The sequence below is a fragment of the Nostoc sp. JL34 genome (assembly GCF_017114945.1).
In the GTDB taxonomy this organism is placed as follows: domain Bacteria; phylum Cyanobacteriota; class Cyanobacteriia; order Cyanobacteriales; family Nostocaceae; genus Nostoc.
The window spans coordinates 47,073-58,498 of the sequence record NZ_JABXKQ010000054.1 but is presented as its reverse complement, the minus strand read 5'-3'; the positions used below and the strand labels follow the sequence as shown (position 1 = coordinate 58,498).

The 11,426-nt window shown below is 42.9% G+C and carries 13 protein-coding genes and 4 pseudogenes; 7 read left to right on the top strand and 10 right to left on the bottom strand.

Features of this window, described 5'->3' with window-relative positions:
- The first annotated feature begins 96 nt into the window (after positions 1-96).
- The 5 genes from HWQ44_RS11120 to HWQ44_RS11100 all read left to right on the top strand — a co-directional run bounded on the left by HWQ44_RS11120 (position 97) and on the right by HWQ44_RS11100 (position 1,986).
- Positions 97-420, top strand: a complete 324-nt coding sequence (locus tag HWQ44_RS11120; RefSeq protein WP_109013061.1) for a metalloregulator ArsR/SmtB family transcription factor — start codon at positions 97-99, stop codon at positions 418-420.
- A 20-nt stretch (positions 421-440) separates the two neighbouring features.
- On the top strand, positions 441-920 hold the full coding sequence (locus tag HWQ44_RS11115) for an SRPBCC domain-containing protein (protein WP_292718408.1): 480 nt from the start codon (positions 441-443) through the stop codon (positions 918-920).
- A gap of 19 nt (positions 921-939) precedes the next feature.
- Positions 940-1,143, top strand: coding sequence for a hypothetical protein (locus HWQ44_RS11110; protein WP_292718406.1), 204 nt, complete (start codon positions 940-942; stop codon positions 1,141-1,143).
- A 67-nt stretch (positions 1,144-1,210) separates the two neighbouring features.
- Complete coding sequence (locus tag HWQ44_RS11105; RefSeq protein WP_179076445.1) at positions 1,211-1,573, top strand: hypothetical protein; 363 nt, start codon at positions 1,211-1,213, stop codon at positions 1,571-1,573.
- Positions 1,570-1,986: an HNH endonuclease gene (locus tag HWQ44_RS11100; protein WP_292718403.1), complete on the top strand. Its 417-nt coding sequence runs from the start codon at positions 1,570-1,572 to the stop codon at positions 1,984-1,986. Before HWQ44_RS11105 ends, HWQ44_RS11100 begins: the two co-directional genes overlap by 4 nt.
- A gap of 582 nt (positions 1,987-2,568) precedes the next feature.
- On the opposite strand, the gene HWQ44_RS11095 is transcribed toward HWQ44_RS11100, so the two are convergent.
- The 10 genes and pseudogenes from HWQ44_RS11095 to HWQ44_RS11050 form a co-directional block, all read right to left on the bottom strand.
- Entirely contained in the window at positions 2,569-2,787 is a 219-nt protein-coding gene (locus tag HWQ44_RS11095) for a hypothetical protein (RefSeq protein ID WP_179076028.1), read from the bottom strand.
- Between the two features lie 70 nt (positions 2,788-2,857).
- Positions 2,858-3,199 (bottom strand): annotated as a pseudogene (locus tag HWQ44_RS11090) (IS4 family transposase); the annotation flags it as partial.
- Between the two features lie 13 nt (positions 3,200-3,212).
- A complete protein-coding gene (locus tag HWQ44_RS11085; RefSeq protein ID WP_292718401.1) occupies positions 3,213-4,325 on the bottom strand; it encodes an IS630 family transposase in 1,113 nt (370 codons plus the stop codon).
- 63 nt (positions 4,326-4,388) lie between these two features.
- Positions 4,389-5,150, bottom strand: a pseudogene (locus HWQ44_RS11080) (transposase); the annotation flags it as partial.
- Between the two features lie 373 nt (positions 5,151-5,523).
- Positions 5,524-6,693 (bottom strand): zinc-dependent alcohol dehydrogenase, encoded by a 1,170-nt coding sequence (locus tag HWQ44_RS11075; RefSeq protein WP_179076027.1) that lies wholly within the window; start codon positions 6,691-6,693, stop codon positions 5,524-5,526.
- A gap of 199 nt (positions 6,694-6,892) precedes the next feature.
- Positions 6,893-7,141 (bottom strand): annotated as a pseudogene (locus tag HWQ44_RS11070) (alcohol dehydrogenase catalytic domain-containing protein); the annotation flags it as partial.
- Between the two features lie 11 nt (positions 7,142-7,152).
- Positions 7,153-7,662, bottom strand: coding sequence for an SRPBCC family protein (locus HWQ44_RS11065; protein ID WP_256874658.1), 510 nt, complete (start codon positions 7,660-7,662; stop codon positions 7,153-7,155).
- Positions 7,663-8,060: 398 nt separating this feature from the next.
- A pseudogene (locus HWQ44_RS11060) lies at positions 8,061-8,261 on the bottom strand (transposase); the annotation flags it as partial.
- Entirely contained in the window at positions 8,162-8,563 is a 402-nt protein-coding gene (locus HWQ44_RS11055; protein WP_179075994.1) for a hypothetical protein, read from the bottom strand. The gene HWQ44_RS11055 and the pseudogene HWQ44_RS11060, both read right to left, overlap by 100 nt.
- Positions 8,564-8,645: 82 nt before the next feature.
- On the bottom strand, positions 8,646-9,545 hold the full coding sequence (locus HWQ44_RS11050) for a hypothetical protein (RefSeq protein WP_179075993.1): 900 nt from the start codon (positions 9,543-9,545) through the stop codon (positions 8,646-8,648).
- Positions 9,546-9,841: 296 nt separating this feature from the next.
- On the opposite strand from HWQ44_RS11050, the gene HWQ44_RS11045 reads away from it, so the two are divergent.
- Together HWQ44_RS11045 and gnd are read left to right on the top strand one after the other, a co-directional pair.
- Positions 9,842-10,333: a hypothetical protein gene (locus tag HWQ44_RS11045; protein ID WP_179075992.1), complete on the top strand. Its 492-nt coding sequence runs from the start codon at positions 9,842-9,844 to the stop codon at positions 10,331-10,333.
- A complete protein-coding gene (gnd, locus tag HWQ44_RS11040) occupies positions 10,306-11,361 on the top strand; it encodes a phosphogluconate dehydrogenase (NAD(+)-dependent, decarboxylating) (protein WP_292718397.1) in 1,056 nt (351 codons plus the stop codon). The genes HWQ44_RS11045 and gnd overlap by 28 nt, the downstream gene beginning before the upstream one ends.
- Positions 11,362-11,426: the final 65 nt, after the last annotated feature.

Here is an 11,426-nt window from a genome sequence, read left to right as displayed (position 1 = left end):
TCTGAGGGGGCGGGATTATAGCGATATAGTCCTGCTACCCGACCACGGTGATGCCTCACTTGACACGATCTGTATCTTTGGATATCATTCAACTATATGGTTGAATCAAATGTAGCCCTTGATAAAATTTTTGCTGCTCTGGCAGATGTGACGCGGCGAGACATTCTGAAGCGGGTATCAACAGCAGAACATACTATCGGCGAATTAGCACAACCCTATGCGATGTCTTTTGCAGCGATCGCAAAGCACATCAGTGTATTGGAGAAAGCCGGACTAATTACCAAGCGTCGAAGTGGTAAGGAGAAAGTTATTCAGATTCAGCCGAAAACTCTCAAAGTAGCCGCAGCGTATCTGGGCGAGTATGAAAAAATCTGGAGTGCCCGCTTTGATGCTCTGGAAAAACTACTAGAAGATCGATAACAAAGTAGCAGGAGGGTAGTATGGCAAATCTTACAGTAACAGTTCCAGAAAATTCACAAAATATCCTGGGTACTGTCACAATCAAGGCTTCGTTAGAAAAGGTATTTGAAGCATATACCAAAGAGGAACTGTTTGCTAGTTGGTGGTGTCGCGGTAATCCAATGAAAGTGTATCACTTCGATTGTCAAGACGGCGGCAGTTGGCACATTGCTGAACAATCAGAAGACGGTCACGAGTATGAGTTTACTGGCTGTTTTCATGAAGTCGCTCTAGATAAACGAATTGTGCAGACATTTGAATTCTTGGGAATGCCGGAACGTGGGCATGTCATGCTGGAAAAAGCTGAGTTTGTCGCAATTGACGAACATACAACTGAGATTCGTACCCATAGCACAGCAATGAGCCAGTCAGACCGTGACGGCATGGTTGCCAGTGGCATGGAAAGCGGCTGGCGGCAGTCCGTTGAAGCTCTGGGCAAGCTTTTAGAACCAAACGATTAATTACAACTCGTTCGCAGGCTTGATATTTACCAAAGCGATCGCTTCGGTAAATGTAAGGGTAAACCACCTAACAGAAATTGTTGGACTTTATTATTTATTGTTGAACTTTTTTATTCCTCTACACCTGCATCTGAATCACCCGGTTTGTCTGATCTGCTACGGTCGCATCATGGGTGACAATTGCGATGGCTACGCCGACCAAAGGTACGCGGTATCCGATTGATTTAATTGTGGAATATTCTGTCAGCTAAAATCCAGAAAGTGTATCCTTGTAGTAAAAGCAAACGTCTATGCAAGTTACATTTGACTTACCTGATGAAGTTGTCAATCAGCTTCAACCCTTTGCAGACAAACTGCCTCAAATCCTAGAGTTGGGGTTACGAGAACTGAATGCGATTACTCAGTCAGGATTTTCAGGTATGGCTGAAGTCGTAGAATTTCTGGCAAGCCTACCCACTGCTGAAGCCATTATTGCCCTGCGTCCCTCTGAATCCCTGCAAGCTCAAATTAACACTCTGGTAGAAAAAAATCGGACGGTAGGTTTAACCGCAACAGAAGAGCAGCAATGGCAAGGGTATCAATATTTAGAGCATATTGTCAGAATGGCTAAGGCTAGAGCCTTCTTAAAGATCAAAGAAGCTGACGCAGAATGAGCAAAACCTATATTCCTGTAGCTCTCCGAAGACAGGTTTATGAACGGGCAAAAGCTTGTTGTGAGTATTGTCTGATTCCTGATGTCGCTACCTTTGCGCCTCATGAGATTGACCACATCATTGCTGAAAAACATAGGGGACGGACTGAAGCGGAAAATTTAGCCCTATCCTGTACTCTGTGCAATAAGCACAAAGGAAGTGATCTCGCCTCTGTCGATCCAGAAACCGGAAAAATCGTACCCTTGTATCATCCTCGCCAAGACATCTGGCATGAACATTTTCGCCTAAGTGGGTCTGAATTTGTGCCTTTAAGCCCCATAGGTCGGGTTACGATTGGGTTATTGCAGTTAAACCGTCGTGACAGAGTTGAGGAGCGTCAGCTTTTACTACAAGCTGGAATAATCGCTCCATAAGGTCGGCGATCGCCTCAATGTCCCAAGCTCATAACTTGAGCAACCCAGTTTGAAACCATAAAGCAAGCAAGTTGCTCACATTATGCTTTCAGTGACAATCGGGGTGGAACACAAAATAAGGTACTCTTATCTTTTATCCGACATAATCTACGATAAAAACCACTTTCCTTGATATACAACACTTCCACCAACATGCGATCGCGGAGGGGGCATGTTGGCAAGGCAATAGAAACTATTACGCTGCCGATAAATTTTGCTTGTCTTGGTATCGCCTTTGATGCGTAATCCAAGCGATAACCATTTACAGGGTGCTAACTTTTAGTTATAGTTAGCCGTAACTTATTATAGGCACAATGCAACTATAACTTTGACTGAGTGCAAAGATAGTTTACAAAAGTTGCTCAGGCGCTTGCATATTATCGTTTTAACGAAAAGACAGAGGTATTGCTGCACAAGTATGCCTTCGGGAAAACTTTTCTCCCTTGCTTGATGCCTGTCCCTCAATCTCTAAGATTCGGATCATGGATAATTGCAACCGCCTTGATGCAGAACCGTCTGGGAATACAAATTGCCTGCTTTAAATTAACTACAAAAATCATCCACCCGAATATCCCGCCAGACATCAGAAACCTGCCAGCCGGAATTGCCCACAGATTGTACTGGAGGATTGTCAAGGAATGGAACATAGTCACGAACTCTAGGCTCTGAAATCGCTACTGGTTGCTCCTCAACCACAGGATCTGGAGAATTGACAGTATTAGCTTCAATAAGTTTGTCTTCAGCCTCCTCGATTAGCTTCATCTGTCTCAGGGTAAGCTTGTCGGATTTTTTGATGATCTTCTTAGTATCTGTATCCAATACCTTAGCCAATTTACGAGGGTTCAACGCCTGTAGAAACGTTATGAATACGTCCTAAAGAAGTAAGTTTGGCAAAAATCTGGGTTAATAAAATAGGCTCAGGCATTTCGGGAAGCATTTTTAAAATTTCACGGACATATCGAAAACCACGATAGTGAGCCTGAAGGTCAAGGATGCCGGAGTCGGGATTAAGGAGACGAAAATCTGCGAGAAGATGATGGGATAAGTTGACCATAAAGAATGCTAGATTAGCAGCATTAGTTACAGCAGTTTGACTTAAGTTCATAAAATCTTCCAATCCCCAAAATTGCTTGGCATCTCGAAAATTGAATTCGATCTGAAAGCGCAGCTTGTAAGCTGTTGTGCTTTTAATTTGCACAAACAGCATTTCCCTTATTTTTTATTTTTCTTCCCCATTTAATAATAAGCTCTCCATCATTTAAGAGTTTATTTAACGTAGATTTTAGTTCACATACTGATTGAAACAGTCTATGAGCTATATATTCTTTACATGAATGCCAAACTAATTCAATTAGATTAAAATCAGGGCTATAAGCAGAGAGATATTCAAGAATAATATTCGGTAGATTCTTTTCTATTTCGGCGCATATATCTTTACGTTTATGGTAACTTGCATTATCTAAAAATATAATTATTTTTGGGCCATGTTCGTGAAAGCATTCTTGACTATTCCCTAAAGCCAACCATTCTTTTAATACGAATTCGTGTAGTTGTTTGAGCTGCTCATAAAAGGTTTCTGAATTTCCTCTTTCAATAAAATAACATACCCGCTTTTTATCAGATAACCTTAAACCTCCCATCATGTTTACCCGACCTCTACTACGTTTCCCAGTAACTTTTTTTCTTTTTCCTTTTTTACCCCAAGTTTTCCTTCTTAACACTCGTAAACTAAAACCACTCTCATCCCAAAACCATATCTGATAAAGCTTTGGTTTCTCTTTTACTATTGATAAATAATTTTGAGACTTTTCTTTAAATTCTTTTCTTTTCTCTGCATTTTGTCTGTCCTCTAGACTATACTTTGCCCAAAGGTAAGCATACTTTTTTCTTTTTAATATCTTCCTTACTTGTGAACTGCTTATTTTTAATCCTGTTTCTTTCTCTAAATATGTTGATAATCTTTCTGCTGTCCATCGACCAAATTCATAACCTAATTCACTTGGTTCTTTCTCTACTATCTCTAATAGTTTATCTATGTAAACTTGATTAACTTTTCTGTATTCTCTTTTTCTTCTACCGTCTTCTAAGCTTTCTATCGTATCTGGATCTCCATGCACACACCAATATGCTACTGTTCTACGAGAACAACCGATTAATGCTGCTATTTCTTCTTGTGTTCTACCATCATTCATCAATAATAGTATCAAAACTCGCTCTCTCATTTCAGAGCGTTCGCTCTGTTTTAAGAATTTTTGTAGATGCTGCTTTTGTTCCAAGCTTAGAAAGCCAATAGCCGGCATAGCAACCTGTACCTGAACTTATATTCATATCTATTATATGCAAATTGTAAGCGCAACAGCTTAGTAGTCAATTATTTTTTCAGATGACAATTTTAGCTCACTAGAAAATAGAATTACATGACTACGAGCATGAGTTTTAAGATTGGTTTTGACGAGAATAACTACATTTAGAGATTGGGCAAATTCTTTGTGAAGTAATGTAACTTGATAAACGTCAGTTTGGATATCGTCATCAACGGTACTTTGACATAAATACTTCTTAGGTATGTTGTTGTAGTCAATTTTGTCTCCGTATTTACGACGAGAGCGACTATTGGGGTCAGGGTGTTGATAAGGTATATATAATGCTGAATCAGAGCGAAGCTTAGAAATTATATGCAAGTTAACTTGACGAGCCATCTGCAAGGCATTATTATTCCCAAAGTGTCCATCCAATACTAAGTAAGTAAGGGGAATAAATTTAGCTAATAACTTAAATAGTGACTTAATCATCTTCTGAATTCTGAGTAATTCAGAAGTGAGAACTACCTGGGTTTTATTCTTGTTTTTACTTCCCTTTGGTCGTCCACGCCCACGTTTCTCTTGCGGTTTTATTTCTTTGGTTGGTGACGAGCTACTTTTTTCTATATCGCTCTTTATCACCTGTTCTATCTGAATCGGAAACGAGTGCCTTTGCTCAACACTGACTAATGATAATGTAAAAAAAGATAGCCCTGATATGGGTTTACCAGCCAGGCTAGAAAAAAATCTATCCAGTCCATAAGTTTGTTTCCCTGATTTACTTATTACAACTTCATCTCCCGCTAGCAAATATATCTCATTCGGATTTCTACAAGTGCTGCACCAAGTTTTGCCTTCATGCATCCTGATATATCCAATCACGACCAGCAACAATAGCTGCTGATGCTGTATTGTAAAGCTTTTGCTCGCCAAACACCGCACCATTGTCACTGATGCTCCGAAACTGCCAGCAATGCGCTTCGGTGTAAAATACGACAAGAATAAAGTTATTTGTACAGATAACAGATAAAGGAGTGAATTTTAGGGGTAGTCATAATACTGTCATAATACTAGTGCTGTACTTTGTACAAGGCTATCTATCGATTAGAAGGACACGGAGAGAAGTTGCGTGCGGGGATAGAGGGACATGGAGAGTTCTTTCTTTGCGTCTCCCACTCTCCGTGTCTTTTCTCCTGCCTTATGGTTTGAGTACAACTTTGATACAGTTTTCCTTCTTGTCTTTGAAAATTTCGTAACCCCGGGGTGCTTCATCTAAGGGTAGACGATGGGTGATCACGAAAGATGGATCGATCCTGCCATTTTGGATGTGATCGAGTAACGTGTTTAAGTACTTATGAACGTGCGTTTGTCCCATTTTGAATACTAAGGCTTTGTTCATGGCAGCACCCATAGGTATTTTGTCTACAACGCCGACATAAACACCAGGAATTGACACGTGACCGCCTTTGCGACAGTCAATCATCACTTGCCGCAGCACATGGGGCCGGTCTGTTTCCAGACGCACTGCTTGCTTTACTTCGTCGTATACTCCTTCTAGACCCGTCCCGTGTGCTTCCAACCCCACAGCATCAATGCAAGCATCTGGGCCGCGTCCACCTGTCATTTCTTTGAGGGCTTCACCAACATCTACTTCCTCATAGTTAAGGATTTCTGCTTTGCCTTGATCTTTAGCCATCTGTAGGCGTTCGGGAATTCGATCGATAGCGATGACTCGTTCAGCACCAAGTAGATAAGCACTTCTTATTGTGAATTGTGCGACTGGGCCACACCCCCAGACTGCGACAATATCACCGGGCTGAATATTACAGTTATCTGCCGCCATATATCCGGTGGGGAAGATATCTGTTAAAAACACTACTTGTTCGTCTGTTAGTCCATCAGGAATCTTAAACAAACCAGTATCGGCAAAGGGAACGCGGGCATATTCAGCTTGACCACCAGCGTAGCCACCTAGCATATGAGAGTAGCCAAAAATACCAGAGGGTGAATAACCCATGAATTTTTCTGCTAACCAAGCGTTTGGGTTAGAGTTATCGCACAATGACCAGAAGTCATGTTGACAGTACCAGCAGTTACCACAGGCGATAGGGAATGGTACAACCACGCGATCGCCTATATTTAAATTTTTGACGGCACTGCCTATTTCAACGACTTCCCCCATCATTTCATGACCAAGGATATCGCCCTTTTCCATTGTGGGGACGTAGCCGTTATAAAGGTGTAAATCAGAACCGCAAATTGCTGTTGTCGTGATTTTAATAACAGCATCACGCGGATTAATGATTTTTGGATCGGGTACTGTTTCCACCCGTACATCGTTGGCACCGTTCCAGCAAACTGCTTTCATAGCCATTAATCCTTTGTTGATAGTTAGTTGTCAGTGGTTATTTTCCTTGTCTCCTCTGCTCCTCTCAGCCCCCAACGCAAGGCTGTAACCTAACTTTTATGCAGTGATCTTTTCTTTGGTTGAACAGCTCGAAGCCATGCTTGGCTTCTGTTAGGGGTAAGTGATGCGTGAACACAGCAGATGGATCGACTTCGCCCTTCAATACGCGATCGCCTTTTTTCAATTTCTTGACTTGATTGCCAATATCAACGATTTCTCCCATAAACTCGTGACCAATAATGTCACCCGGTTCCATCGTCGAGATGTAGCCATTGTAGATATGCAAGTCAGAACCGCAGATGGTTGCTGATATAACTTTGAGGATGGCATCGCGGGGGTTAATTATTTTTGGGTCTGGCACTGTTTCCACCCGCACATTGTTAGTGCCGTACCAACAAACAGCTTTCATAGCAATATTTATTAACCTCGCGGTTGACCTTCGGTTGTGGCAATCTCGCCTGCTTCCATCAGCATTTTGAAGCGGCGTAAATCTTCTTTAATTTGCAGTTCTGGGTCTTCGCCAAATAATTTAGCGATGTCTGCGACGGGCTTCGCCAACGCAGCTCCAATCGCACCTCCAGGCGGGGTAAATTCTCGGATTGTTTTTACCTCAGTGCCACGATCCCCAGGTGCTGGCTTGAAGTGGACGCGACCAGAGGTTTCAATTGCTGCGCCTTCAACCGAAGTCCAGGCAATCAATTCGTTTTCTCGGTCTTCGGTAATGACTACATCCCACTCAACGCTTTCATTTAAGAATCCTTTGCTAATCCAGTGCGATCGCTTCTCGTCGTATACCCTCACCTCTTTGAGATGCTTGATAAAGCGTGGCAAGTTATCAAAGTTACGCCAAAAGCGATAAAGTTCCTCTACTGGTTTGTTAATGGTTAAAGTCTTTTCAACTTTGATCCGTTGGTTCATGACTGTACTCATGACCGTTGCCTCTTGTGTTTGCTATATGTCTTTTAATTATCAAACTTGGGACAAATTGATTTGTCCTAACTCTTCTATTGCTTAGAGTTGTAGTTAAAAAAAAATTACTTATACTCTTTCAATAGTCTTAGTTGTTCAATAAATTGATACTTCAAAAGTAGTAATTGGCAGTTACAATATTTGTATATAAAAACACTTAGATAATTTACAAAATAGTTGCGTTTTCAGAAGCAGAAATGGTGTTAGCACAACGCTAGCGAGCCTTCTCCCAAAAAGCAGAACAGCGCGAACGCATCTAAACATTGAATATTGAATACTCAAGGTATGATTGTGAATTGTTGGAGGACACCGTACTCCCAACGGACTTTTAAAGATGTATTATTAACATATAGCGGTTCTCAGTGCTGTCGATGAGCATCGAGCTTGGCAATATTAAGGGCAGTGAAACTGGCATTAAAATGAAAGTCAAGCTTTTTGACATCACGGGCTTGACAATCACTTAGCCCGGTAAACTGTTTAGCATCGCGGAAGATAAATTCGATTTGAAAACGCAGTTTGTAGAAATGATAAATCTCGTCTGCCGATTGGTTGATATCTGTTTTGCGTTTAGCCCCCGTGCTTTCTGTTCACCCTCAAACACATATCGCAGATTCGCGTCTCGACGAAGTTTACTAATCACATCCAGTTTGAGCGCCCTTACCCCCGTGACAAATGGCTCCTTGGCATATGCTCCATCCACAGTCAGGTAACGAACTTGGGAAGGTAATTGAGGTTGAGTAATTTCCAGGTGGTGGAGATAGTAATCCATCCGCGTCAGGTCGGGACAGAAGCCTCGGTCAAAGGTTTGTTCCGCCAGCAACCCATAGCCATCGATACGGTGCAAGTTTTTTCTAATCAGCACCTTAATGGTTCGATAGCTTTCTTGTCGATTCCCTCAACTAAAAATTGTCCGGAGTATTGCTTTAAGGATGGGAGACTTTCCTTTAACTTGAGGTAGGAGCCAGCCAGAGGGCTAAGTTTCGCACATAGGCTTTAATATGTTCAAGGGCTTGTGGGTTTTGCTTCATCCCATCTCCAGGGGGTTCGGTTACAAAGCTAGGTGCGCCCATATCAACATCCCAATTGTAGTCGGCGAAATGGTGGAAGCTTGATTCAGCGATCGCACGTCCTAAAATATTTCCTTGTTCATCCTGCGTACTTTCAAAAGCAACTACTAAGTTGAAGTCCCGACCGGAGACTGAGCTTGTACCCAAGGCAATTACTCGTGCATTCTTCTCGTTTGCAGGCACACCTACGGCTCCTTCATGGGGATGAGCCGGAAAGAATTCAATCTCCTCAGAAGGTGATGTAGGATTCTTGAGTAAGTCATGAATAGGTTCTATGAGAGTAATTTTCTCGTAGTCACCATTTAACCCAGAATGGAAGTTGGGCCAGGAAATATACTTAGTGTAGATGTCATCAGGGTAGTGGTGCGAGGGATCGGGATCGGGATTCTTACTGTGAAAGTAATGGGCTGCGCCGACACCACCAAGATTGCAAACCGAACAACCTACATCCTGATGGTCACGGCTGACCAATAAACCGCCGCCGCGCTGACGGAAGGCACTGATGCTCTGACACTCCTTTGGAGTTATGCCATCCCCTACATCCACAGCAAACAGCCACAGTTCATCAAAATCTGAATTATCCAGCGTACTTAAAACTGGATCGTTTTTTTCAGCAGTATTTTCTCGATCCCTTGCTGTTACCTGGTACAGGGGTTCCCCAGTGTCACTTTTCAACGAAGCTAAATAGTCCTTTAGCAAAGAAAATCGCCCAATATACCAATCATCTTCATTGGTGGGAATTGTTGTCTGTAACAGAATTTGAATCGGTTTAGTCATGATCTCACTTCCTAGGGTTCCTCTCGTAGCGTGAGCTAATTACTAGATCAACGTGGGAATTGTAGCGAGATAATCTAAGCAAAAAATGAGGACGTTTAAAGACCAATGCTTTTGTGAAAGCAGAGATAAGTGTTTATAAACGCAATTTAGTATCAGTATCTGCTCAGATTTTCCTTAGATTTGCCAACTAACGTTAGGGCAGATTCGTTAAGAAGATAAGGAAATGGGAAAAATTGGACAAATCCTAGATTCAGGCTTGGTTAACTGATTCGTCTTTGTAGAGAGGTATAAGACTTATGGTTAACAAAATTGTAACTACATTTGAACAAGACCATAACCGACCAGAATCAAAAGAATTTTATTGGAAACATTTTCTCTATAGTCTAGTTTGGCTGACGGTGCTAATGCTGGGATATGGAGGATTGGGATGGACTCTCTGGCTCGATCGCCATTTCTCGACAATTGCAATACCGATGTTCATTTTGGCAATTGCCGCAGTCCGTGCCTGCATACTCACTGGCTTTCCCGTCTGGGCGGGATTGTTATCTCTCACATTCGGTTTTGCATGGATTCTAACTGGAGCATCGATATCAAGCGGATTATTGGGCTGGGCAATAGCGATCGCTCTATCCTGGATTGGCATTTTTACCCTGGATATGGCATTAGACCAGTCCGTCGAAAATTTGCTGGAAATAGAGTTTAGTCGAACTGAGGTTTTCCTGATTCTAACAGCCGTCTGCGCTACTGGCGCTATTGCGGGATGGATACTCCCAATTTTTCTCACTTGAATACAGGGCATGTTATGGAACTGGGAATGATAGGACTAGGACGAATGGGAGCTAACATGGCACACCGTCTAACCCAGGCTGGACATAGCGTCATTGGCTACACTCGTCAGCCACAAAAAGCAGAGGTGCTGGTTCAGGAAGGAGCGATCGCCCGTGGTGTAACATCATTCGTTGAACTCATCGAAGCACTCACGCCACCCCGCACCGTCTGGCTGATGCTACCCGCCGCGACAGTAGATGCTACCCTACAGACTCTCATGCCGTTTCTAGACGCTGACGACATTATCATTGATGGTGGCAATTCTTACTACATTGATGACATTCGTCGTGCAGATCAATTAAAAGTCAAAGGAATTGAATACATTGATTGTGGAACTAGCGGTGGCATTTGGGGGGCAGAACGCGGCTACTGTCTCATGATTGGTGGTGCATTGGCGGTGGTGAAATATGTTGACCCCATCTTTGCAGCGCTGGCTCCTGGTGTATCAGCTGCACCGCGCACCCCTGGTCGTGAGTTAATGGGGGGAACGGCTGAACAGGGCTATTTGCATTGTGGCTCTCACGGTGCAGGGCACTTTGTCAAAATGGTTCACAACGGCATTGAATACGGCATCATGGCAGCCTATGCCGAAGGGTTGAACATTCTTCACCATGCTAATATTGGGAAACAATTGCATCAAATCGATGCTGAAACTGCTCCCTTACGAAATCCTGAATTTTACCAATACGACTTTAATCTTGCAGATATAGCAGAGGTATGGCGCAGGGGCAGCGTAATTAGCTCTTGGTTACTCGATTTAATCGCGATCGCCCTTCTCAAAGACCCCGACTTAGCCAACTTCGAGGGGCGCGTATCTGACTCTGGAGAAGGTCGATGGACACTAATGGCAGCCATTGAAGAAGGAGTTCCTGTTCCCGTCCTTAGTACAGCCCTCTACACACGATTTAGCTCTCGCGGTCAATCAGACTTTGCCAATAAACTCATCTCTGCGTTGCGCTACGAGTTTGGTGGGCATCTGGAAAAATGACACGGGGACACGGGGACGCGGGGATTTTAATCAGCTTTCTTCCCCTCTGCTCCCCTGCTCCCCTG

Excerpts from the sequence above, each read along its gene's own strand:
- HWQ44_RS11085 (WP_292718401.1), bottom strand. The coding sequence starts at position 4,325 with ATGCCGGCTATTGGCTTTCTAAGCTTGGAACAAAAGCAGCATCTACAA.
- HWQ44_RS11120 (WP_109013061.1), top strand. The coding sequence starts at position 97 with ATGGTTGAATCAAATGTAGCCCTTGATAAAATTTTTGCTGCTCTGGCA.
- HWQ44_RS11065 (WP_256874658.1), bottom strand. The coding sequence starts at position 7,662 with ATGAGTACAGTCATGAACCAACGGATCAAAGTTGAAAAGACTTTAACC.
- HWQ44_RS11075 (WP_179076027.1), bottom strand. The coding sequence starts at position 6,693 with ATGAAAGCAGTTTGCTGGAACGGTGCCAACGATGTACGGGTGGAAACA.
- HWQ44_RS11045 (WP_179075992.1), top strand. The coding sequence starts at position 9,842 with ATGGTTAACAAAATTGTAACTACATTTGAACAAGACCATAACCGACCA.
- HWQ44_RS11115 (WP_292718408.1), top strand. The coding sequence starts at position 441 with ATGGCAAATCTTACAGTAACAGTTCCAGAAAATTCACAAAATATCCTG.
- HWQ44_RS11095 (WP_179076028.1), bottom strand. The coding sequence starts at position 2,787 with ATGAAGCTAATCGAGGAGGCTGAAGACAAACTTATTGAAGCTAATACT.
- HWQ44_RS11105 (WP_179076445.1), top strand. The coding sequence starts at position 1,211 with ATGCAAGTTACATTTGACTTACCTGATGAAGTTGTCAATCAGCTTCAA.
- gnd (WP_292718397.1), top strand. The coding sequence starts at position 10,306 with ATGGATACTCCCAATTTTTCTCACTTGAATACAGGGCATGTTATGGAA.
- HWQ44_RS11100 (WP_292718403.1), top strand. The coding sequence starts at position 1,570 with ATGAGCAAAACCTATATTCCTGTAGCTCTCCGAAGACAGGTTTATGAA.
- HWQ44_RS11050 (WP_179075993.1), bottom strand. The coding sequence starts at position 9,545 with ATGACTAAACCGATTCAAATTCTGTTACAGACAACAATTCCCACCAAT.